Raw genomic sequence first — 18,538 nt, 5'->3', positions numbered from 1 at the left:
CTACATACTCTTCCCTTTCACCTTCTTTTAGATTTACTGGCCAACTCCGCACTTATCGCAATCGACGAAAAAATCCGCACATCAATTCGTTCTATGCAGACTCAAGACTTGTTATAACTAGGAGCAAGATAACAATAAATCATGGAAGACAGACACAATGCCGATTCAATTTCATCAGCTTACTGCAAAGGAAAACACTTCTACTCTCTCTATCGACGATTGGCAGATTGAAACCGGGCAATCTTGGGGTATATTCAGTTCTGAGGGCGATATTGGTTCGATGCTTGGTGACTTACTGTGTGGTGAGATTAAACCTGAATCAGGTAAACTGAACATCGAAGATTGTCATATTGCTCAGGTCTCCCTTTCTGAGCAACAACGATTATTGGAACTGGAGATAGAAAAGGACGATACCGACTTTCTCGACCGTATTGACCAAGGCAGTTCCGTTTACCAGTTAATTTTTGAAGTCTGCCAAGATGAAGCCTTCACACAGACTCTGATTGAAGATCTCGACTTATTATATTTAGCAGAAAGCGGTTTTCGAGTGCTTTCAACGGGTGAAACACGACGCGTTATGCTTGCCCGAGCGCTAGCGACCAAGCCTGACTTAGTGTTGCTAGACAACCCGTTTACTGGTTTAGATATCGCTCACCGCGCCTCATTGGCGGCTTACCTTCAAACACTTTCTCAATCAGTGCAAATGCTGATTACCTTCTCTCGTGAATCTGACATGCCTGACTGGATAGAACGTATTGCGCTGTTCAACGCAGGCAAGCTTGATAGCACCATGGATAAGCAAAGCTGGGACCTACACCCTGTCATAGCGCAGATAAAAGCGCAGTCAGAGAAACAAAGTGAAGAGATGATGGCGTTGATTCGTCAGCATCAGCACTCGACGCATTTCGACAACCCTATCTTTGAGTTAAAGAACGGTAAGGTGGAATACACCGAGAAAACCATTTTCACCGATTTGAATTGGCGTATCGATAAAGGTCAACACTGGCAAGTGAAAGGACCAAATGGCTGCGGAAAAAGCACACTACTAGGCCTGATTTTTGGTGATCATCCCCAATGTTACAGCAACGACATCCACATCTTTGGTAAAAAGCGCGGTACTGGCGAAACCATATGGGAAATCAAGCAATACATTGGCATGGTTTCTTCCGCACTACATCTGCAATATCGAGTCAACTGCAGCGCACTAGATGTCATTCTATCAGGGTTTTATGACTCAATTGGGTTGTACTCCAAACCAAGTAAGAAAGAACTCAATATAGCTAAAGAGTGGCTGACAATCTTGCATATGGAGCAGTATGAGAAAACGTCGTTCAAACAACTGGAATATGGTCAACAGCGCTTGCTCTTAATAGCTAGAGCGATTGTAAAACAACCAACGTTGTTAATACTGGATGAGCCCTACCAAGGTTTAGATTACCTTGGTCGAGTGCTGGTAAAAAACACCCTTGAGTTAGTTGCAAAAGAAAACCTAAGCCAGCTCCTATATGTTTCTCACTATCAGGAAGATGGCTTAGAGAGTATTCAGAATTATCTAGAATTCAAATTCGACGAACAGACTCAATGCTATAAAGGGAGTACTGAGTAAGCATTTACTGAGAACCAACCACTTCCGAATAAGGAAGTGGTTTAGCATAGAAATAGCCTTGGTGTAGGTTCACACCTAACATCGTCAAGTGTGCTGCTTGCTCCCGAGTTTCGACACCTTCTGCAATCAGATCGACATGTAGATCCTCAGCCAATCTAACAATTGCATTCAATACCGTGGAATTAACGCTGTCAATCCCGATGGTATCAACAAAGCACTTATCAATTTTCAGATAATCGACCTTCATATGTTGCAGAACTGCCAATGCGGTTTGCCCTGTGCCAAAGTCATCGATCAACACCTGAATCCCATGTAACCTGAGCGCCGCAATATGGCACCTTGCCTCCCCATCAATCAATTGCCTCTCGGTAATCTCAATGCTCATCTCAACATTGTATTGTTTCAGTTTCCGATGAATGGTCTCGATTTTTCTTATTACGTGAGCGCCAGCAAGATAACCTGGTGGGACATTGATGCCTAGATGGACTGGCTGTTCGAACTTAAATTGAGAAAAATCCTCACACGCTCTTTCTAATACGAAATCAGTTAGCATCTCCACCAACCCGCTCTCTTCTGCCGCAGGTACAAATTCATCAGGAGAAATAAAACCCTTCTGTTTGTGAGGCCAACGCACTAAGGCTTCATAGCCAAACGTTTTACCAGTTCTCGAATCTACTTGAGGTTGGTAATGCAATAAAAGCTCCCGCTTCTTAATCGCTTTGCGTAAGTCAGAAACTAAACTTCGCTGAGGATCGATGAAGCGATTTACCAAGAAAATTAAGAGATAAAAGAGTAATAATATTGGAAGCGCTGAAATCACATATGAAAAGCGCTTCTGCTCAACGTAAAAATCGCTGGCTTCCACTAGAGCCTCGTAGTCAAACAACTTAGAGTAGCCAAGTGATACTGCGTTTTCTCCCTGCATAGAAGCATCTTTGGGCGCAGAATCCTTACCAACAAACATAGCCGAACGCTTTAAACGTACATCATTACGATAACCAATCGTCGCGCCAAAGTAGTCTCTATCCACGATAGTAACGGCTTGGTATTCCGGTGCATCCTCTTTGGAGGTGATCAGAAATAAGACCTGGTCAGCATAGCCAGTGATATGACCTAGCGTAAGTTCACCTTTGCGATATAGCTGAACATAGTTCTCCATCGGACGATTCATTGATCCCAGTTTCGAGGAACAAATGATCTGACCATTTTTTACAATCAAGGTCTCGTCAATGTGTCTCTCAAACATTAAATTTTGTTGTATTGCTTCACAACGCTCCGGATTGATCAATGCTGTCCGGTTTTCTGTCTCTATTTGAAACAGGATTTCATCCGCAACTTGCAGATTTTTATCAAGAATATGGTCAAGGTTACGTTGAACACTTTGATGCGCTAAATAGAAAACTTCCGCGACAATAAGGGGCAGCGGGAGCAAGTAAATGATGGCTTTTTTCAAAAGCTCTTTATTTATCATCGAGGAATAATCTCTTCTCAATCAAACTTACAAACAAAATACAAATAACGCTTCCCTATCAGATACTTAAGAAACCACTTCAAAAGTAACCGCCAGAACCTTTCCATTGATTGAGTATGGTTAACAAGTAATAAAGCTGCAAATATAACAATGAGTTATTGATATATGGCTCATTTGAGAGACAGAGTTTACCAACTTTCATAACTGGAATGCGATCTGTGAAGAGGAATTCACACAAAAATTGCTAATTTAACCAGTAGGTAAAGGTGAAGTCTGCAGGAAGAAAAATCATGACCCGATGCTTAAATGGCGAGCCCTCCTCTTAAAGGAAAAACATTAATATGGCTTTTTCTCATTATATGAGAATATCCAATCCCAATTATTTTCCTTTTCTCAACGTTTAAGAATTATAGTTGTTGCATACCCATTATCACGTTACAACATGCTCATGACGACAAACAAAGCCAACGCTAATCAGGTAAACGAAAAGGCGCTGCAATTGCTCATGCAAGTCGCAGTTAGTCCATTCCCAGTCTCTGCGAAAACGCTCAGTGAACAACTGGCTGTTCCTTTGAGTAGTCTTTATCGACATTTAAAGCTGCTTAAAGAATGGAACTTGATAGAGGAAAGTGTCCACGACAAGACATTTGTAGTCGGCCCAGCCGCTTTGTTGCTAATGCATAGCTATGAGACCGCGCAACATGGCTTAGATATGGTGGAAACCATTTTAGCTCGCCTAGTTCAACAAACAGGCGAAATGGCCGCTTACATGGTGCCTTCTGGTTACCGCGCGCTTTGTGTCAGACAGAAAGAGAGTATGCAGGCGCTTCGATGCAGCTACGTCCAGGGTCAAAGTCAACCATTGCTTCGTGGCGCCTCATCTAAGGTGATGCTGGCTTTCATGCCTCAAAGCCGTTGCGAAAAAATCTTGCGTCATTTTGGGCAAGATCATCGCCTCAGCGAATGGGAACAAGAGCTCAGTACCATCCGTAAGAACGGATACGCTGTCAGTACATCAGAAATCGATCCTGGTGTTTCTGGCATTAGCGCACCAGTCATGAAAGGAAGTAAATTGATTGGCGCAGTCTCGGTAATGGCTCCGGCTCACCGGGTCGAAAAGGATAAGCAGCGTATCATTTTGCATGTGTTGCAGGCAGCGAGAGCGTTGCCGCCAGAAAGGTAATTCATCATGTTAGGCTTTTTCAAACGCTACAAACTTCATCGAGCTCATAAGTCCGTCCACCATTACCCTTTTTCTTTTATGACGGTTTGTGAGCATTTAGCCCCGATGAGCAATGGCACGTTTGATTTGGCCGATCAAAGTTTAGAGAATGCCAGTGACTGGCTCTATCAACAACACGATCAAGGCTCAGCCGCGAACCTTGGGCACTTTTCCCATCCCCAGATTGAGAGTGGCGATTTTCAAGAGGCATTAAGCTTGTCTCTTTCGCGCCACTCAATACCGGTTGTCTTATCGAATTGTACGGAAGCCATTCTATCCATGTTGCCAGTTGTGGTTTGCGATAATGACGAAATAGGCATCATAAATATCGGGCACCGAATGAGCCTAAAACCGACACTAGACCCTCGCCTTGGCTCCGCTTTTCATTTTGCGCTGTCACGCTACCCAAATGTCCGCATGTTCTTTGCTGGCGCGAGTGAGCAAGATACCAAACAAGAAGCTTGGGACTATGCCGAAGATCAAGGGTGTGATTGGGTTACCGACCGCGAATTTACCTTTCGTTACCGCAATCACCTCAAGCAACAAGTCGGAAGCTATTTAGACCATTGTGATCAGATCGTCATATCAATTGATTTGGCATCACTACTGACAAAAAACAGTCTAGATGGAACACCCGCGCTGGATATACAAATGGTTCTTCGTACGATTCGTTTGTGTCTGGTATCAGGAAAGGTAAAAGCGGTACAACTTGTCGGAGACAAAGATCGTCTTGTCTATTCGAAACAAACGAAAGCGATTCTCCAAGAGCTTTATCAAATGGCTCCTTTGATCGACCATGCCGCATAAGGCGTACTTCTACATCAGAGCCAACATTAAGGTGTTGGCTCTATCCGTTTGGTCACATATAACCCTTTCTTATTATTTTCTAACAATTTGATACGCTAAAAGTGCGACACATACCCACCAAAACTATTGAACTAAGATCACATTCACGCTTTAATAGACTCATATGAACTTGGTATGACATACGAATAAAAAGCAACCAAAGTTCAATAACTAAGCGGGCATACTATAAAAAACTAAACCGCAAACTTAACTTCGATGAGCCTTTTGCTCACACTCGCTTGGTGCCATTAAGTTCCACTAGATTTAGGACACTTGATGATGCGCTTTTTCAGCATTTTAAGTACAGCATTACTCTTCCCGGTAATGGCAGAGGCAAAAGTTTATGACCTCGCCGATATCGCCACTTTGAATGAAATCTGTGTGGGCGACACATTCAAAGTTCAGGGAACCACTTATACCTGCTCCAGTGCTATTCGTATCCCAGAAGGCGCTCATATTGAAAACTCAACTCAGCCTCAACAGACTGCAACCATCGTTGCCTATGGCAATGTCTTGCTCAAAGGGCAAAATAATATTGGCTCTGGAACAACGCCAATCAACATAAAGACAGAAGGCGCAAACCTAGAGATCGTCGTTGAAAATACAGGCCAACCGAGTCAGATAGTTGGTAATTTGACCTCACATGGTCTGCTTTCTATCGAAGATACGATAGTTTTTGGTGATATCAAGAGCTCTGGTGGCAGTATATCGCTTAAAGGGCAATCAAACTTTGTCTTCGGTGATATCCATGCTTTGAGAAAAGTTGAACTTGAGCGCACTCAGATAGACGGCAACGTTTATGCAGGCTCTTCTAGCTCCAACATAGTAGATACTTCTCTATTAGCTAAAGACAGCGTCGTCAATGGCAACCTGACCAGCAATGGCAATATCAAGTTAGTTCAAGCAAAAGTTTGTGGTGACTTACAATCAATCGGCCAACACATCTCTTCAGAAGGTGGGCGAAACCTAATTGTTGGTAACACTAACGCATTCTCGACAGTAGACTTTAAGAATATAGATATTTTCGGAACCAAGAATTTAACGAACAGTGTTAAAGGTAATAAAGTTACCATTGATGCCATTAGTAACGTATACGCTCCAGAGTTGGCGGTAAATTCATTTCAGCAAGCCTCTCTCCAAGACACATCAATATGTGGCTTCATATACTCCGCAGTACCCGTCGAAACGGTCTCAAAAAACTATTGTGGCTTCGACGACTTAGACTGTACGTATGGTAACCAGTTACCTAAACAGTGCCCTATGCCGGACGAGATTCCGATATGCGATATTACCCCGCCAACCGATGATGACTTCGACCTTGTCGTTACGCCGGCAGAGGATATGGCATTAATGTGTGGTGATGAATTGCCTCAGTTTACTGTAACCACAACCAATAATGGTGAAATGACGAGTGCTCACGTGTTGGCTTCTCTCTCTGATCCTGACCTATTCACCCTTGAGATGGTTGAAGGAAAGCAGAAGATTGATGACAACAACTTTATCTCAAAAGATGACGGTACGCTGATAGTAAAAGTCGTCCCTAACAACATTGATGCTATCGCTCTCGATGCAAACTATACCCTCACCTTTACCATGGTGGACGACACAAACAAAATGCAGACTGTCCAGTTTATGTTTACGCCATATATGTTCGAAGCCTACGCAGAGGACCTAAGTAGCCTTAAAGAAATCCACGTCATTGCTGGTAAATCACAGACCGTGGACACTCGCTTGTTGGCGTGTGCAACTACCGGTGAACAAGTCATTGCAACCAATTATGATGGCAAACCGCAAATCACTCATCCTCTGATCAAACCCGCAGGTGGCAGCGAAGGCAACTTCAGTTATTCTGCAGATTTTAAAGACGGTCTCTCGAGTCACGGCTTAATCACGAATGAATCCGGATTGTTCTCTGTAAAAATGTCCGATAGGTTCGAGTGCTTAGGTTTCGCAGAATGTCCAGATGATGGCTCTGTATACGTTGAAGGTACATTTGATGTCAAATCTCGACCATGGACACTGGCCATTTGCGACGGTTCAACCACACTAGCTTCCGGTACTTCGAAAAGTGGTCCTGGATTTATTGCCGCTGGAGAACACTTCTCACTGACCGTTAAACCCATCATTTGGCAAAGTGGTGGCTCTGTTACTGGTGAAGTAAATACAAAGAGTTATTGCGATGCAGATGTTACTGGCAACTTTATGTTGGAAGATGCACCCTCGGCAAGCATCGTATTAAGCAGTAAACAAAAGACACCGACCGAAACAGCAAACCAATCCGAGAAGTTACTGGAAAGTACCTTGTCACTCACTCGCAGCCATACCGAGAGTGAGAACTCTAAATACACCTTCTCCGGCTTGTACTGGGAAGAAGTTGGCAGCCTAAAGATCAAAGCAAGTTTAAGTAGTCAGTACCTTGATATGACGGTTAACACTGGCTTTCGAAATGTTGGTCGCTTCTACGCCAAATACTTTAAGGTGAGAGAGGCAGAATGGACGTACCCGACGAAACAAAACTTCATTTACATGAATCAACCATTTGAAGAGGTTCGTTATGACGTGGTCGCCCTTAATGCCAAACAAGAAGACATCGAGAATTACGTGTATTTCGATGCCAGTCTTCGAGAACACTTCCATTTGGGTGAATTGAGTGACTACGTAGACCGTTTCATTCCACCAGCAGCGCACTCGGTTGAGTGGAACTTGGTGGGTGACGCAAGTGTTGGCAGTTTCACAATTGAAAAAGCTACTGGCAATGCGAATTGTGACAATAGCCCTTGCTGGGAGAAGGATGCAACTGATGGTCAGTATCCAGACGGCCCATTCAATAAAGACTCAAAATCAACAAAGAGTGAAATAGGTCTAACTCACACAAACGTCGTCGATGAAATACACTTCTTTGATGACCGACATATCTTAAAAGAACAACCGGATATCCGCTTTGGCAGGCTTAATTTTAAAGACGTTGGCGGCAACCAAGGTATGACCATCAAGGTCCCACTTGACGTCGAAGTTTGGCAAGGTAGCCGCTTTGTGACGCACTTTGAAGACAGCGCAACCACTGCCAACGGAGAACATCACTCCAGAACCCCTATTTGGTCGAATTCTTCACCAAATAACACCAAGCTATCTGGCGAAGGGACGATGCTAGCAGGCAGAACGTATGACCTTGTCGCAAGCCAAGTGGACTCTGCACGAGAACAGGTTCGCTTTCATTTAGACCTAAGCGGTGGCGGCAATAACTTACCTTGGTTGAAATACAATTGGGATAAGACCAATAAAGAAGAAGATAACCCGCCAACGGTCGTGACCTTTGGCATTCATCGTGGTAATGACCGTATCATCTATCGAGGAGAGCCCAATTTTATAGGGATGAATTAACCTCTTCATTTCATAGATAAAAAAGCGCCCCTCGGTTGAGGGGCGCTTTTCGTAGAATGTCCTTTTTCAATAAACGATGATTAGTTTGATGAACGACGTGCTTTCAAACGTTTTACCATCGCTAAACGACGTTCTGCTGAGCCTTGGTCCGTAGCCGATTGGTTCGGGTTATTACGTCGACCTTGACGATTTTTGAATGCCGGTTTTGAATTCAACTTCTCGATGTAAGCTTCACGTTGTTTTGGTTCGTAACCAGCTAGTTCGATTCGACGAATATGCTGCTGGATTAGGTTTTCCACCTGTACAACCGTCAACTCTTCTTCACGGTTAACAAACGACACGGCATGACCTTGCTTACCAGCGCGACCAGTACGACCGATACGGTGAACATAGTCTTCTGCTAAGAATGGCATGTCGTAGTTGACTACGTGAGGTAGGTCTTCGATGTCCAAACCACGAGCAGCAACGTCCGTCGCTACCATTACGCGTACTTTGCCTGTTTTGAACTCTTCCAGAGCACGACGGCGAGCACTTTGCGCACGGTCACCATGACAAACCACCGCTTTAATGCCATCCAGCTTCAGCTCTTTAACTACGTCGTTTGCGGTTTCTTTATAGTTGACGAAAACCAGCACTTGCTTCCAGTTTTTACGACCAATAAGTTCAGAAAGTAGTTCTGTCTTACGCTCCTGGTCTACTGGGTACAATACGTGAGCAATAGTTTGAGCCGTAGTATTCGCTCGTTCTACTTCGATACGCTTTGGCTTACGTAGAATGTCTCTTGCTAGAACGTTCAATTGGCTAGAGGTTGTTGCTGAGAACATCATGATCTGTGGGTCGGTATCCACATCTAACATGATTTTACGAACCGCATTGATAAAGCCCATATCCAAGATTCGGTCTGCTTCATCAAACACAAGAAAATCAATGTTTGCTACTGAAACGTTACCTTGTTCAATGTGCTCTTCTAGGCGTCCTGGCGTTGCAACCAGAATATCCACACCATTTTCTAATGCTGTCACCTGTGATGACATCTTGCGACCACCAAAAATAGCCGCAACAGAGAGGTTCGTATACTTAGTGTAAGCTTTGATGTTATCAGCGATTTGCTCTGCTAATTCACGAGTCGGAGCCATGATAAGTGCACGTGCTGTCTTACGAGACGCGTTACGACCACTATCAAGCAAACGTTGAATCATTGGCAAAGAAAAGGCTGCGGTTTTACCCGTACCCGTTTGTGCAGTAGCGAAAATATCATGGCCTCGACGAGCCATTGGAATCGCCTTTTGTTGGATTGGCGTTAACTTCTCATAACCGCATTCTGCCAGTGCTTTAACCACTTCTGGCGCAAAACCTTGAGATGAAAATGACATTGAGCGTATTCCTTAAACAAACCACTAGATAGCTTTGAAAATTTAGCCGTGCACTATACCCGAATTCAAGTGATTTATCTCACTTTTTTCAACACCTAATCTGCAAAAAAGGTCACCTTTTTCTGGGTTTTACACCTAGGTTATTTCTTCCTCATTCATAAATTAGCATTTTATAAAATGTTTTTTCATAATGCCTACCACTTGATATATATCAAACTAGTTGTACATTTATAAGCATACACTGCGCGCGTTTTAATCAACCTAATCAATCTAACTATAGAGAATAGAATCATGAACAAATGCTTGTTGGCTCTCGCAATGGTTTCTTTAAATTCATACAGTGCAACCGCGACGATGGGCTGGTCGGGCGTCGTACCTTCGATCGCTCAAGTTCCCGCTAATATTACCGTCGAGAAAGAAACCGTACACTTTGATCTCTACGGAAAACATGTCGAGTTATCAGTAACTAACCTGACAAAGGATCAGATCATCATCGATCAGGCGAACGTTCCTATGCTGGCCTTAGACCTATAATCTGCTTGCCAAGGAGTGGCTGCCTACCTTCTTTTTGGTCACTTTAATTGTCATCTATAATCTCACCAAATTTAATCATCCCCGCAGTCCGGTCGCCTTACATACTGATAGTAAAGAATTGTGATGTCTCATCACTTCAGTCAATAATTAGCATTAAAGAACTTTTTTGACTGGCCGCTATAAAGACGTCGCATAAACAAGGAAGGTTATCATGACAAAGCAAATATTATCGCTAATGCTAATCGCCCTCTCATTCAACGTGAATGCAGCAGGCGCTTTGATGAACTGGTCAGGAAAAGTGAAATCGGTCGCCGTTCTGCCGACTAACATAGAGGTCAAATCAGGTTACCTCGATTATGACCTTGACCAAAAACACGTCCGAGAGAACCTCGGCCTTGATCACATTGATTACACCGCACCCACTCTAGAAAAAGATCAACTTATCGTGTACCAAGCGACGGTACCGATGTTATCGCTAGAGCTTTAAGCAATGGTTTTTAGCCATTTCTAAAGTTAAGGCGCATTGGAATTCCTTCGCAGTATGCGCCTTACTTGTAAAATGGATTATTTTATAAAGTAGTAACGGTTCTTACCTGACTTCTTCGCTTCATACATCGCCATATCAGCTTGATGCATTAGCTCGTCGAGTGTGCAATCCTGCCCTTTTGTATAACAACCGCCAATCGAGGTAGTCACTTGATGGAAGGTCCCTGGTAACACTTCAATTGGATCTTGAATCAACTGAATCAAAGATGCCGCGTAGTGTTCAGGGTTTTGCATATGCTCTTGAGAGCTCAACAAAATAGCAAACTCATCACCGCCTAGACGTGCCAGCAAGGCTTTACTACCAAATACACGATGCATTACGGACGCAACATGAATTAAGGTTTTATCTCCTGCTGAATGCCCATATTCATCATTAATGAACTTAAAACCATCAAGGTCGAGGTAGATCAAGCAGACCATTTTTCCTGCTTTTGAGTTTTGATCCAGCGTATTCGTCGCTTGATTTTGAAATGCGCCACGGTTAACGAGACCAGTAAGGCTATCGTGGTGTGCCAAGTAGTGGATACGTTGATTATCGGCGAAGGCTCGCAGTTGGAAACGCGCAATAAAGTAAGCCAGAATAATGCTCAATACCACGCCAACCTGCATTAACCATTTTCGTTCGTATTGTGAACTGACGATGTCCTTCCTTTCGCTAAAATCAACATAAGAAACTAACTTCCATGCCGTTGAGCTGTTTTCGCTAACGTGGTAGTCCTGAAAGCAGTATGGATTGATGCGATCAACAGCACCAACGGACTCGATCGTCATGATGCCTTTATCCGTCTCGATCTGACCTGTAGACATATTGCGAATTTTTTCGGCCAACTCTGGAAATGCACTGTAGATGGTCTCATCACTTCGTTGGTTATACATAAATGCAAACTCAGAATTGCGATGCTGTTTGTTAAACAAAAAATAACCGTCTTTGTTGAGCAACATGTAGTTAGTTCCCATATCGAGATTAAACAACGCCATGCCTTCCATTAGGTATTTCGCGAGATAGTTAACCACAACGATGCCACGCTTTTGCCCTTTTTCATCAAAGACAGGAGTGGCCAAACGAATCATAGGTTTAAGCGGTACTTCAATCTGACCATGCTCAACATTCAAATCTAAAGGCGATACGTAGATCTTTCGGCAACCTAGCTGCAATGCTTTATTGAAGTAGTAACGGTGGCTTTTGTTTTGTAGCTGCTCGGTCGGTACGACCTGTGAGTGTCCATCGTTAAAGTTAATACGAACCACTTCATTCCCTTCCAAATCGAGATAACGAAGTTGGTCATACACTTCTTTACGCTGACTGACTGTTTCCAAAATGGTACTCAGCCTTGTGAGTTCAACATCGCGCTTGGCCACAGGCAACAACGCCACCACGTCGTACACCTTTCTCGCTTCCATAATGTCGGATAACAAAGCAGTTTCTCTTACCACGGAGCCCATTACCCACTCGATGTATTGCTTCTTGCCTTCTAACAGTGCTTTTTGTTGAACACGGATGTTGCTCTTCTCTGCCTCTTCAGACGCAGACTTATCGTAATGAATGATGGCGCCAAATACCGCAACGAGCAGAAAGAAAATCGCGATAAAGCGTAAGCAAAAGAACTTCAACTCAGAAAAAGTAAAGGTAGAATTCAAGTGGTCTCCGGTTTCTTACCTAGTGATAAAACCGGCAATTATAGTGATACAAATCACATATAAATAGGTTCGTATCGATAAAAATTTTCTATCGTCTCAACAGTGAAAGCGAATAAAAAAGGCCCGAGTATCCACTCAGGCCCTGTTCCATCTTGGTTGGTGTCTATTCTGAGATGTCACAAAGCTTTAGTAGAAGCGCTTCCAACTGGTCCCAAGGCATCAATTGAGAGTCAATAACCTCAAGGCGTGATTCGAAGCCCTGTAGGCTCATTTCATTGACTGAAACCACGCCATTCGCCACGTTAAACGCGTAGCAACCTTGGTCTGTGTTCATCACTGCTTTCACACGTTCAGCAGTTAGCTCAGATAGCATGGAGAACAGTTGATCAAAATTGAATGAGTATTCCGCGCCGAACAACCAACCACAGCTGAAGTAACCCTGCCCTTTGTTCTCTTTACGAATGAAAGCCTCACCCGGAGGTAGTTGGAATTGAGGCTCTTGGTGAGCATGATCATGATGATGCGCTTCAATATGAGAAGAAGCACTGCCGTGCACCCGTTCGATATCTAGCACTTCAATCGATAAGTCACCGTCGTGAATCAGCTTACTGAACACTTTAGAAGGCGTTTGGTCTGTCACCCAGTCATTGAAAACATCAATATCATGGCTTGTACACAGGTCAACTTTGCTACCAATGACCACATCTGCGCTATCAAGCTGATCAACAAAGTTTTTGTTAGAAAGGTACTTCTCGTTACTTAGGTTACGCGGGTCCACCAGCGCAATCGTCGCTTTAAGATCCACATACGGTTGGTACTGCTCAGACGTTAGCGTCGCAACTACTTGCTTTGGATGGCCCAAGCCCGTCGGCTCAATAAGAAGACGGTCAGGGTTCTGGCGCAGCAAAGCCGTAATACCAACAGACATAGGCACGCCAGCCGTGCAGCACATGCAACCGCCCGGCACTTCTTTGATCATCGCGCCTTGGTCAGTCATCATCGCGCCATCGATACCAATTTCACCAAACTCATTGACTAACACAGCCCAGTTCTCGTTCTCTGGTTTGTTTTTCAATAAATTCAAGATAGCGGTGGTTTTACCGACACCCAAAAATCCTGTCAGTATATTGGTTGGTACTCGATTTGACATGCTCTTCTCCGACAAGCTTGTGCTTAAATGCTTTTGCCAAAGTATACGGAGAATGTGACTTGCTTCAACGCTTTTTATCGCGAGGGTCTAAGCCTTTATGCAACGCATTCGCTTTTGTCTGCTGAGATTGTTGGTAATAACCAAATGAATCCGCATTTTTAACACCAGAAAGGTGCATGCTGGTGTGAATCACACAAGTAAAAAACGCGACAATCGCTACAAGGATTGGAAGCAGTCCGAGGGTGTTTTCAAATTTTAAAGCGGCAATAGCCAAAGCGAAAACAACCGCAGAGGAAAGTGCAATGATCTTACTTCTATTGCTTTTCATGATAGTTCGCCTTATTTGAACGAGAGATCAAAGTGAATCGGTGTTACTTATCCATTTCACAGGTCAATGCTACTCCTTTCATACCCCACAAAATTTGAGCGACTTAACAGATACAAAAACACCGAGCTTAATGGTGCTCGGCGTTCATCTAAGGATTTGAATTTGGCTTGTGTATCAACAAATTTGGCCTGCGCTGACTGCAATGTCAGATTCGTTGTCAATCGCTGCTTGAGCCAAGAGTGCTAACCCTTCAAAAATCACATCCAACGACATGGTTGGCTGGTTGCCTAAAGCGTCTTGCTCTGGCAAAAGAGGAATATGCACAAAGCCATGACGTACCGATTTATCACGCAAGTAATGCTGGATACCATAAAACAGGTGATTGCATACAAACGTCCCTGCCGTATTTGATACTTGGCATGGAATGCTCGCGTTTTGTAAAGCGTTTGTCATCGCCTTGATGGGCAGCGTTGTGAAGTAAGCGTCTGGGCCATCTTGAACTACTGGCTCATCGATCGGTTGATGGCCACCATTATCAGGGATACGGAAGTCGTCTACATTAATTGCCACACGTTCTGGAGTAATCGCTGCACGCCCTGCTGCCTGCCCTACTGTGATGACAATATCTGGTTGGTATTGCTCAATCGCGTTAACCACGGTATCGATAGATTCATAACGTGTGACGGGCACTTGGCAAATCATCACCTCGCCGCCATCGAGTTTCTTTCTATCAAGTCGCTTTACTGCTTCTAAAGCAGGGTTGATGGATTCACCACCAAATGGCTCAAAACCTGTCATTAACACTTTCTTCATCGGACTATTTTCTCTTGATAGTAAAACTCAATGGTTGATACTCGAATTTACAATAACTTAGCGTCACAAAGCCAAGTATTATTACATCGCGGCAATGAACTGCACAAAATCGCGACTTACATTTAGCGTAAAATTGGAGATAGCCCCTATCTTGAACTTGTAAAGCAATGTTCTGCTGAGCAAATCCTAGCTTGGTTTCTAACGGTAAGTTAGGTAGAGTACGCGACCATTGAGTATCTGCAATTCGAAGAGATCGAAGATAATGAACATTGATAATCACGTTATCGAAACATTGGAAGAGCTAGAAGCTTTCCTACATCTAATTGAAAGTGGCGCGCTAGGTCTTGAAGGCGTCGCTGGCGTAGCATTAGCAACAACCAACACTGATGGCCGTCCATTTGTTGCAGTATTGGACGAAAAGCATCAATTAGTTCTTGGACGTTGGGTTTCTCAACACGTTTACGAACACGGAAAAGACATCGTTCGTCACGGCCCGCAGCGCAAGCATTAATCCTGCTTTTAAATGACAAAAAGCTCGCTTATATCGCGAGCTTTTTTGCACCCTCCGTAAGGCATTTCAGCCCATTCCTACAATGCCCGCTGGCTTTCTAAGCTATTGTTCAAAAATAAAAAATAAGCTTGTCTGCATGGTAACCAGTCGTGACATTTCGCTGACAAAACAAGATAAGAAATTCCTAGAATTTATCTCGGAGGCGATTTCTAATTGTCGTTTCCAGACACCATCGCAGAGCAGTGATCCTAGTTGCTCTGTTTGCCCCTTATAGTCCGCTTGACAGCCTTGGGCTATACGGGGCTTTTTTAGAGATGTCTGTATGCTTGTTATTGCCACTTGATATTAGACAGAAACCTGTCTCAACTTGGCGTGGTGAATGTCAGGAAGTAGCACAGAATTATCGCCTTGAACAACTAAATTTCTACTACGTTCTGTACTTGATAGTGATAGAATCTCCGCATCAAAACTATCGAGCAACTCTATGTTTATCCATCATGTAAACGGCATCGACTGGCTAGTGATTACAGCTTTTGAAGAACTGAAACCTATATTCATCGAAGACGCTGGTGCGATCCCCTCTTGTTTCTCTATCGACAGTGAATTGAGCCTGATTGATCAAGCCAAACGCACTTATGGATATTTGCCTGCACTCAACGGTGTAATCACGGATACTGGCACGTTTGAAAGCCAAGATAACGAAGAAGATTTGAACCCACAGCTAGCATGCTTAGTCGAGGGACGCGGGCGAGTGTTTATCTATCACGGCGGATTTGTCGCTTTTGTGGATGATGAGCAAACATTTATTACCCGAATGAACTGAAAATTATTCCACGAGAAAGGCAATGCTGCGGTTAACTAGCGAGCAGCATTGCTTACAAAGAATGGGGCAAAAAAAGAGTCAGCTTGATAGTCTGACTCTTTTGTATGAAGCCGAGGGTATTGCGAGAAAAGTGGTAGGTAGTTGAATCGGTTGAATCCCCTTATTACTGAGGCTGGTGGCCAGTCTTCTTTGCAAACTCCTGCATCGCTTCGGCAAACGTTGTGGTCCCGCCTTTCGCTTGAACCTGTATCACCTTGTACCCCATCTTTTCCAACGCTTGGCGTTCTGCCAGAACCGCTTTGTCATCTTGCTGACTGCCCTTTGCAGGTTGATGAAGGTAACACCCTTCTAGTTGACCATCTTCGACCAGTTGGTGGTGTTTCAGTGCATTAATATCAAAATTCATGGTAATTCTTTAAATCAAAAATCGGGAGTTTCTGTGGCAGGTTACATGCGCTTTAAAGGCTTAACAACACTGTCCAAGCCTTCAATTTTAAGTGCGAGGCAGAGCTTTAGCAGTTCGCCTAGCTCCCCTTCCGGAAAACCTTTTTTATCGAACCAGAGTAGGTATTCTTCTGGAAGATCAATAAGAACACGCCCAGCGTATTTGCCAAACGGCATTTGCATTCGAGCGAGTTGAATAAGGTTTTCTTTTTCTAACATATACTACGGAGTCTGTTGGGATAAATCTTGGCTAAGAGTAACACCCAAGCGATCGACCCACCAGTTAATTGCATCTTTAGCATCGTCTAAAGAGTCAATCATAGTCGAGAAGTCTTTATTTCCTGCTTGACGATCAATCGCGGCGAACAAAGGCGCATCACTCTCAGAATCACTCACCAGTAACTCCACGGTCGCAGAACCTACATTAGTGTGCTCTCCTGTCGTGATTTTTGAGATGGTCGAGATCCCTAAACCAACTGGAAGAATGCTTGAGGTAACCGCAAGAAGAGGGTTAGGCGTTTCTACATTACTGACTGCAATGCTCAAGCGAAGTGTTTTTTCACCGGGTTGGTCGACAATCTTTTTGACCGGTGAGATGCGCGCTTTTAACTGCTCAACCATGTAAGTCGTCAATTCATTGATTTCTTCATCATCGAGCTCAGATTCTTGAACTACAACCATTACTCGGTCAATCACCACGCTATCGTATTCATCCATTTTCTCTTTCAATCGAGTAGCATCGCGCAAACCAACTCTGGCCCAAACAAGATCAACGCCACCCTCTGGTCCGGGACGAAAATCTTCATAACTGGTGAATTTCGTCGCACTGACGACAGGACCACCTGCACATCCACTCAAGATGAAACCCAGAGTTACAACAACCGTCGCCTTAAACAAGCGCTCAACCAATGACTTAAACATACCAACTCCTCAAACTTTGATTATACAGCTTACCATTCCATATAAATTTGACCAGCATTTATTCACTCAGTGGATATTTTGTTGAATCAAGTATTGAGCTTCCCGCTGCACAATTTCATGTTAAAGTACGCCGCTTACTGGAAAGCATAACGAGAAAAATAATGAAGTCACCTTGCCGCGCGGCCTGTAAAAACAACGGTGGAATCTGTTCTGGCTGTCACCGAACCATGGAAGAAATCGTGCAGTGGAAAGATAAATCTGATGCTCAACGAGACGCGATCATCGAGCAATTGGTTGGAAATGATTCAACCCACTCTTGCCCTGAATGTGGCTCGAACGCGCACTGCGATATTGCTTCGGGGAAAGAGACGTGTTGGTGCTTTGATATTGAGACCAGAGATCTACCAAAGCCAGAAGCGGGGCAACTTTGTTTGTGTCGTAAATGTTTGGAGAAAAAGCCAGTCGCCTAGTTAGTCGTCCTTTGCTGACTAGCTTGTCATTGAAATCGAGACTATTAGCGCGCTATTTCTGCGCTAGCGCTTGAGATTCAAACTTCACGCCATCCCAGCCTGTCACCATAAAGTTACGAATGTTTTGATGGTCGTTGTTCTCTGGGTGCGCCAATACATCTTCACGGTAGAAGCGACCAAAACACGCCAACGTTGCTTCTTTGCTTAGGTTGTTCAATTGACCAAAGGCGAAGATCTTGCACGAGCCGTTGTTCTCACCTGCATTATTCTGCGTTTCACCATTCACAAAAGCCGCTGGCGTAAACGCGTAGTTTGCCTCAATGGCTGCCATTGTCGTTTCAAATTCTACTGTCTCAGGTGATACCGCTAGCGCATCCAAAAATTCTTTAAGTTCCATTATTTCTAGTTCCTAGTGTCTTTTCATCTTAAGTGTTCGACATACGTTCAGATTAAAACTGACA

General features: G+C 43.9%; 19 protein-coding genes. 9 read left to right on the top strand and 10 right to left on the bottom strand.

The features are described from left to right. Positions 1 to 157 precede the first annotated feature (157 nt). A complete protein-coding gene (locus ATB76_RS02820; protein WP_061034560.1) occupies positions 158 to 1,606 on the top strand; it encodes an ATP-binding cassette domain-containing protein in 1,449 nt (482 codons plus the stop codon). Between the two features lie 4 nt (positions 1,607 to 1,610). Here ATB76_RS02820 and ATB76_RS02815 read toward each other — a convergent pair whose 3' ends face one another. Beyond that, the gene (locus tag ATB76_RS02815) at positions 1,611 to 3,077 is read right to left on the bottom strand and encodes an EAL domain-containing protein (RefSeq protein WP_061034559.1); all 1,467 of its coding nucleotides are present in this window, start codon (positions 3,075 to 3,077) and stop codon (positions 1,611 to 1,613) included. A gap of 448 nt (positions 3,078 to 3,525) precedes the next feature. Between ATB76_RS02815 and ATB76_RS02810 the strand changes: the two genes are divergently transcribed. The 3 genes from ATB76_RS02810 to ATB76_RS02800 all read left to right on the top strand — a co-directional run bounded on the left by ATB76_RS02810 (position 3,526) and on the right by ATB76_RS02800 (position 8,526). After that, positions 3,526 to 4,260, top strand: coding sequence for an IclR family transcriptional regulator (locus tag ATB76_RS02810; protein ID WP_038869667.1), 735 nt, complete (start codon positions 3,526 to 3,528; stop codon positions 4,258 to 4,260). A 6-nt stretch (positions 4,261 to 4,266) separates the two neighbouring features. Further along, complete coding sequence (locus tag ATB76_RS02805) at positions 4,267 to 5,106, top strand: arginase (RefSeq protein ID WP_061034558.1); 840 nt, start codon at positions 4,267 to 4,269, stop codon at positions 5,104 to 5,106. 315 nt (positions 5,107 to 5,421) lie between these two features. Next, positions 5,422 to 8,526, top strand: coding sequence for a polymer-forming cytoskeletal protein (locus tag ATB76_RS02800; RefSeq protein WP_061034557.1), 3,105 nt, complete (start codon positions 5,422 to 5,424; stop codon positions 8,524 to 8,526). 80 nt (positions 8,527 to 8,606) lie between these two features. On the opposite strand, the gene ATB76_RS02795 is transcribed toward ATB76_RS02800, so the two are convergent. After that, complete coding sequence (locus ATB76_RS02795; protein ID WP_038869656.1) at positions 8,607 to 9,899, bottom strand: DEAD/DEAH box helicase; 1,293 nt, start codon at positions 9,897 to 9,899, stop codon at positions 8,607 to 8,609. A gap of 291 nt (positions 9,900 to 10,190) precedes the next feature. Between ATB76_RS02795 and ATB76_RS02790 the strand changes: the two genes are divergently transcribed. Both ATB76_RS02790 and ATB76_RS02785 read left to right on the top strand, forming a co-directional pair. After that, on the top strand, positions 10,191 to 10,433 hold the full coding sequence (locus ATB76_RS02790; protein ID WP_039976164.1) for a hypothetical protein: 243 nt from the start codon (positions 10,191 to 10,193) through the stop codon (positions 10,431 to 10,433). 211 nt (positions 10,434 to 10,644) lie between these two features. Beyond that, entirely contained in the window at positions 10,645 to 10,920 is a 276-nt protein-coding gene (locus ATB76_RS02785; protein WP_038869654.1) for a hypothetical protein, read from the top strand. A 77-nt stretch (positions 10,921 to 10,997) separates the two neighbouring features. On the opposite strand, the gene ATB76_RS02780 is transcribed toward ATB76_RS02785, so the two are convergent. The 4 genes from ATB76_RS02780 to pcp all read right to left on the bottom strand — a co-directional run bounded on the left by ATB76_RS02780 (position 10,998) and on the right by pcp (position 14,908). Then, positions 10,998 to 12,617: a diguanylate cyclase gene (locus ATB76_RS02780; protein ID WP_061034556.1), complete on the bottom strand. Its 1,620-nt coding sequence runs from the start codon at positions 12,615 to 12,617 to the stop codon at positions 10,998 to 11,000. A 163-nt stretch (positions 12,618 to 12,780) separates the two neighbouring features. Further along, on the bottom strand, positions 12,781 to 13,767 hold the full coding sequence (locus tag ATB76_RS02775) for a GTP-binding protein (protein WP_061034555.1): 987 nt from the start codon (positions 13,765 to 13,767) through the stop codon (positions 12,781 to 12,783). A 64-nt stretch (positions 13,768 to 13,831) separates the two neighbouring features. Beyond that, positions 13,832 to 14,095 (bottom strand): hypothetical protein, encoded by a 264-nt coding sequence (locus ATB76_RS02770; protein ID WP_061034554.1) that lies wholly within the window; start codon positions 14,093 to 14,095, stop codon positions 13,832 to 13,834. Positions 14,096 to 14,269: 174 nt separating this feature from the next. Further along, on the bottom strand, positions 14,270 to 14,908 hold the full coding sequence (gene pcp, locus ATB76_RS02765) for a pyroglutamyl-peptidase I (protein WP_061034553.1): 639 nt from the start codon (positions 14,906 to 14,908) through the stop codon (positions 14,270 to 14,272). 262 nt (positions 14,909 to 15,170) lie between these two features. On the opposite strand from pcp, the gene ATB76_RS02760 reads away from it, so the two are divergent. Both ATB76_RS02760 and ATB76_RS02755 read left to right on the top strand, forming a co-directional pair. Next, a complete protein-coding gene (locus ATB76_RS02760; RefSeq protein WP_038869647.1) occupies positions 15,171 to 15,419 on the top strand; it encodes a hypothetical protein in 249 nt (82 codons plus the stop codon). 484 nt (positions 15,420 to 15,903) lie between these two features. Next, positions 15,904 to 16,242 (top strand): hypothetical protein, encoded by a 339-nt coding sequence (locus ATB76_RS02755; RefSeq protein ID WP_039976158.1) that lies wholly within the window; start codon positions 15,904 to 15,906, stop codon positions 16,240 to 16,242. Between the two features lie 163 nt (positions 16,243 to 16,405). Here ATB76_RS02755 and ATB76_RS02750 read toward each other — a convergent pair whose 3' ends face one another. From ATB76_RS02750 to ATB76_RS02740, 3 genes are read right to left on the bottom strand one after another with little or no spacing between them, the layout of a single operon-like run. Further along, on the bottom strand, positions 16,406 to 16,648 hold the full coding sequence (locus ATB76_RS02750) for a hypothetical protein (RefSeq protein ID WP_020195304.1): 243 nt from the start codon (positions 16,646 to 16,648) through the stop codon (positions 16,406 to 16,408). A 41-nt stretch (positions 16,649 to 16,689) separates the two neighbouring features. After that, a complete protein-coding gene (locus tag ATB76_RS02745) occupies positions 16,690 to 16,905 on the bottom strand; it encodes a DUF3820 family protein (protein ID WP_061034552.1) in 216 nt (71 codons plus the stop codon). 3 nt (positions 16,906 to 16,908) lie between these two features. Next, the gene (locus tag ATB76_RS02740) at positions 16,909 to 17,607 is read right to left on the bottom strand and encodes a DUF3313 domain-containing protein (protein ID WP_045405120.1); all 699 of its coding nucleotides are present in this window, start codon (positions 17,605 to 17,607) and stop codon (positions 16,909 to 16,911) included. 161 nt (positions 17,608 to 17,768) lie between these two features. On the opposite strand from ATB76_RS02740, the gene ATB76_RS02735 reads away from it, so the two are divergent. Beyond that, on the top strand, positions 17,769 to 18,077 hold the full coding sequence (locus tag ATB76_RS02735; RefSeq protein ID WP_061034551.1) for a cysteine-rich CWC family protein: 309 nt from the start codon (positions 17,769 to 17,771) through the stop codon (positions 18,075 to 18,077). A gap of 52 nt (positions 18,078 to 18,129) precedes the next feature. On the opposite strand, the gene ATB76_RS02730 is transcribed toward ATB76_RS02735, so the two are convergent. Continuing rightward, the gene (locus ATB76_RS02730; protein ID WP_061034550.1) at positions 18,130 to 18,474 is read right to left on the bottom strand and encodes a HopJ type III effector protein; all 345 of its coding nucleotides are present in this window, start codon (positions 18,472 to 18,474) and stop codon (positions 18,130 to 18,132) included. Positions 18,475 to 18,538 lie beyond the last annotated feature (64 nt).

It is taken from the genome of Vibrio sp. MOR3 (assembly GCF_001557775.1).
GTDB lineage: Bacteria > Pseudomonadota > Gammaproteobacteria > Enterobacterales > Vibrionaceae > Vibrio > Vibrio jasicida.
This window is presented reverse-complemented; position numbering and strand designations above follow the sequence as displayed.

What these genes read in the sequence shown, in the direction of transcription:
- ATB76_RS02800 (WP_061034557.1), top strand. Translation starts at nt 5,422, where the DNA reads ATGATGCGCTTTTTCAGCATTTTAAGTACAGCATTACTCTTCCCGGTA.
- ATB76_RS02810 (WP_038869667.1), top strand. Translation starts at nt 3,526, where the DNA reads ATGACGACAAACAAAGCCAACGCTAATCAGGTAAACGAAAAGGCGCTG.
- ATB76_RS02740 (WP_045405120.1), bottom strand. Translation starts at nt 17,607, where the DNA reads ATGTTTAAGTCATTGGTTGAGCGCTTGTTTAAGGCGACGGTTGTTGTA.
- pcp (WP_061034553.1), bottom strand. Translation starts at nt 14,908, where the DNA reads ATGAAGAAAGTGTTAATGACAGGTTTTGAGCCATTTGGTGGTGAATCC.
- ATB76_RS02750 (WP_020195304.1), bottom strand. Translation starts at nt 16,648, where the DNA reads ATGAATTTTGATATTAATGCACTGAAACACCACCAACTGGTCGAAGAT.
- ATB76_RS02730 (WP_061034550.1), bottom strand. Translation starts at nt 18,474, where the DNA reads ATGGAACTTAAAGAATTTTTGGATGCGCTAGCGGTATCACCTGAGACA.
- ATB76_RS02795 (WP_038869656.1), bottom strand. Translation starts at nt 9,899, where the DNA reads ATGTCATTTTCATCTCAAGGTTTTGCGCCAGAAGTGGTTAAAGCACTG.
- ATB76_RS02745 (WP_061034552.1), bottom strand. Translation starts at nt 16,905, where the DNA reads ATGTTAGAAAAAGAAAACCTTATTCAACTCGCTCGAATGCAAATGCCG.
- ATB76_RS02770 (WP_061034554.1), bottom strand. Translation starts at nt 14,095, where the DNA reads ATGAAAAGCAATAGAAGTAAGATCATTGCACTTTCCTCTGCGGTTGTT.
- ATB76_RS02735 (WP_061034551.1), top strand. Translation starts at nt 17,769, where the DNA reads ATGAAGTCACCTTGCCGCGCGGCCTGTAAAAACAACGGTGGAATCTGT.
- ATB76_RS02820 (WP_061034560.1), top strand. Translation starts at nt 158, where the DNA reads ATGCCGATTCAATTTCATCAGCTTACTGCAAAGGAAAACACTTCTACT.
- ATB76_RS02805 (WP_061034558.1), top strand. Translation starts at nt 4,267, where the DNA reads ATGTTAGGCTTTTTCAAACGCTACAAACTTCATCGAGCTCATAAGTCC.
- ATB76_RS02815 (WP_061034559.1), bottom strand. Translation starts at nt 3,077, where the DNA reads ATGATAAATAAAGAGCTTTTGAAAAAAGCCATCATTTACTTGCTCCCG.
- ATB76_RS02760 (WP_038869647.1), top strand. Translation starts at nt 15,171, where the DNA reads ATGAACATTGATAATCACGTTATCGAAACATTGGAAGAGCTAGAAGCT.
- ATB76_RS02790 (WP_039976164.1), top strand. Translation starts at nt 10,191, where the DNA reads ATGAACAAATGCTTGTTGGCTCTCGCAATGGTTTCTTTAAATTCATAC.
- ATB76_RS02785 (WP_038869654.1), top strand. Translation starts at nt 10,645, where the DNA reads ATGACAAAGCAAATATTATCGCTAATGCTAATCGCCCTCTCATTCAAC.
- ATB76_RS02755 (WP_039976158.1), top strand. Translation starts at nt 15,904, where the DNA reads ATGTTTATCCATCATGTAAACGGCATCGACTGGCTAGTGATTACAGCT.
- ATB76_RS02775 (WP_061034555.1), bottom strand. Translation starts at nt 13,767, where the DNA reads ATGTCAAATCGAGTACCAACCAATATACTGACAGGATTTTTGGGTGTC.